This is a genomic window from Nostoc sp. CHAB 5715 (assembly GCF_020829685.1).
Taxonomy (GTDB): Bacteria; Cyanobacteriota; Cyanobacteriia; order Cyanobacteriales; family Nostocaceae; genus Nostoc.
Genome location: NZ_JAIVFR010000932.1, coordinates 1 through 2,912, shown reverse-complemented (window position 1 = coordinate 2,912; position 2,912 = coordinate 1). Strand labels below are relative to the sequence as shown.

The 2,912-nt window shown below is 38.9% G+C and carries 2 protein-coding genes and 2 pseudogenes; 3 read left to right on the top strand and 1 reads right to left on the bottom strand.

Annotated elements, in window-relative coordinates:
* The 3 genes and pseudogenes from LC574_RS33910 to LC574_RS33900 form a co-directional block, all read left to right on the top strand.
* A partial coding sequence (locus LC574_RS33910) for an AAA-like domain-containing protein (RefSeq protein WP_229457995.1) occupies positions 1–1,596 on the top strand: 1,596 nt, incomplete at its 5' end.
* A gap of 76 nt (positions 1,597–1,672) precedes the next feature.
* A pseudogene (locus LC574_RS33905) lies at positions 1,673–1,798 on the top strand (Tn3 family transposase); the annotation flags it as partial.
* A gap of 309 nt (positions 1,799–2,107) precedes the next feature.
* Positions 2,108–2,413, top strand: a pseudogene (locus LC574_RS33900) (DUF4277 domain-containing protein); the annotation flags it as partial.
* A gap of 18 nt (positions 2,414–2,431) precedes the next feature.
* Here the strand turns inward: LC574_RS33900 and LC574_RS33895 are convergent.
* The coding region (locus tag LC574_RS33895; protein ID WP_229457992.1) for a transposase at positions 2,432–2,912 on the bottom strand (481 nt) is incomplete at its 5' end.

Below are 2,912 nucleotides of genomic sequence, written 5' to 3'. Positions count from 1 at the left end.
ATTCTGGGCAAGGGGATTGTAACTGAAACAACAGTCGCTCGATTGAACGAAGTTTATCAAATCTATTCAGCAGGAACACAGCAGGTATATCCAACCGAGAATCAGCCCATTGTTCGAGCCTTGAATGGTGAGAGCGTGACGGTTGATGATATGGATATTCATCAAGGGGACAAGATTATTCCCTTGGAAGTGCGGGCAACTCCAGTTTTTGATGAGAAGGTTCAAATTGCTTATGCTATAGCTGCTTTTCAAGATATTACCGAACGGAAAAGGTCAGAAGCAGAACGAATTCAATTTACCCGCGAACTAAAATTTAAAAATGTTGCCCTACAGCAGGCAAAAGATGAGTTAGCCGATTACAGTCGGACTTTACAACAAAAAGTCGTCGAGCGCACTCAAGAACTGTCACAAACGTTAGAGGTTCTCCAAGCGACTCAAGCGGAACTTATTTTTGAAAACGAGTTACTCAAAAGTGCTGAACAAGCCTCTACTTTTGACTATCAAGTGGGGGGAAGTTTGCCAATGGATGCTCCTACTTATGTAGTGCGTTCCGCAGACCGTTATCTCTACAAGGCATTGAAGCACGGGGAGTTTTGTTACATTCTCAATCCTCGACAGATGGGTAAATCAAGCCTGATGGTACACATGATGCACCATCTGAACCATCAGGGATTTAGCTGCGGGGCGATCGATCTGACCCGCATTGGCAGCGAAAACGTCACGCCCGAGCAATGGTATAAGGGATTGACAGTAGAGCTATGGCGAAGTTTTGGTTTGCTAAGAAAGGTTAATCTAAAAACTTGGTGGCAAGAGCAAGGGGATATTTCTCCGGTTCAAAGGTTGAGTCAATTTATTGAAGAAGTTTTGCTATTTGAAATCACTCAAAAAGATGACACTATTCCTAAAAATCTGATAATTTTTATCGATGAAATTGATAGCTTATTGAGTTTGAAATTCCCAGTTAATGACTTTTTTGCTCTGATTCGCTCCTGCTATAATCAGCGCAGCATTAATCCAAAGTATCGACGTTTAACCTTTGCTCTTTTTGGAGTTGCCACCCCTTGCAATTTAATGACTGACTATCAGACAACCCCATTCAACATCGGTCAGGCGATTCAACTGGAGGGCTTTAAAGAGCATGAAGCCCAACCTTTACTTCAAGGATTGACTGACAAAGTAAGCAATCCTCAAACCGTTCTCAAAGAAGTTTTATCCTGGACTAGCGGCCAGCCTTTTTTGACTCAAAAGCTCTGTAAACTTATCCGCAGTGCTTCATCACCTATCCCTACCAACAGAGAAACTGAATGGATAGAAAATTTGGTGCGGAGGTTGGTGATCGAGAATTGGGAATCACAGGATGAACCAGAACATTTGAGAACCATTCGCGATCGCCTCCTCAGGAGTAAACAATCTGTTCGGCTACTAGAACTCTACCGACAAATCTTGCATCAGGAAGAAGTTGTCGCCGCCGACAGTCCAGAAGAAAGGGAATTGCTCTTGTCGGGGATAGCGGTCAAGCAGCAGGGTTTTCTTAGAGTCAATAACCGTATCTATGAATCGATCTTCGATAGATGTTGGGTTAAGCAGTACGTCTAGAGGAGGTGGGTAGAAAATTTATAAGTAGGCGAAAATAGAAGGTTCGTGTCATCAGGTGCAGCCTGTGGCTAGAACAAGTGCAATTGGTGATGTTATTAATGCTATCTTCTCTATTCGCTTACCTCATATTTGGGGAGAAGGAACTACTACCTGCGCCAGTGATAGCAAACATTTTGGCGCATGGGATCAGAATCTTCTAACCTACATTCCGCACCCACAACTGTCACACCCCAAAGAAACGGATATATTTAGTACATAGGAACTAATGATTGAGAGAATTGACTATAATTCATTAGAGCTAAATAGGAATTATTATGATTAACTTCAATATACTGATAATAAATATGACTAAATATAAAATTTGAATTCTTAGATTATTTTAATGTCAAAATTGGTTCAAAATCATTGAAAGCTTTATCCTCAATGACTATAAAAAGATAAAAAAAACGTTTTGAATCCCTACGAAAAATGAGAAAATTTCAACAGATATTTTTGTGGAATTTCTGTTGCCATGTTTAGTGCCAAAGACATTGAATTTCAGAAGATTGACCATTTAGGGATAGTAGCAGGAATAGTAGATTCAATTGGGATGGTAGAAATAATTAATAAATTACTAGGGTCAGAGCCAGGAGAAAAAGTCAGTGCGGGTCAGGTAGTAAAGGCAATGATTTTAAACGGCTTAAGTATGATGTCACAGCCTTTATATATGTTCCCAAAATTCTTTGAATTAATCGCTTGTGAACACTTAATTGGTGCTGGAGTAAAACCAGAATACCTCAATGATGATAAGCTGGGGAGAATACTAGATAAATTATTTATGGTTCTTCGGTTACTTTTATGGATAATTAATAGTAAAATGCCAGTTTAATAAGCTGCGTAATCTAAAATTGCTAAAGTTACGAAAGCCATATCCAAGCCTTTTAATTAACTTGAGCTTATTATTAATTCCTTCTACAGTACCACTCGTAGTTCTGCCGTCAAAATAACCAACTATTTCCCCAAACCATCTAACTATTGTACCTATACTTTTCGGAAAATATGAAAGCGCATCATACATCCAATCTAGTAGTTTTATTATACTATCCCCCCAAGATTTAGTTGTTTCAAATATATCTCGGAATTGTTCTTTAAGTGCGTGCATTTTGGCGAGATTTGGTGACACCTCCTGCACAGATTTTAATTTTTCTTTTTGCTTTTCATTGAGAGAATCTTCATTTTTAATTAAGCTATATTTGCTTTTGTTTAATGCCTCTAATATTCCCTCTTTTTCTGATTTGTTATCTAGCGACATGGCTTCTCTCTTTTCAGTTTTACGC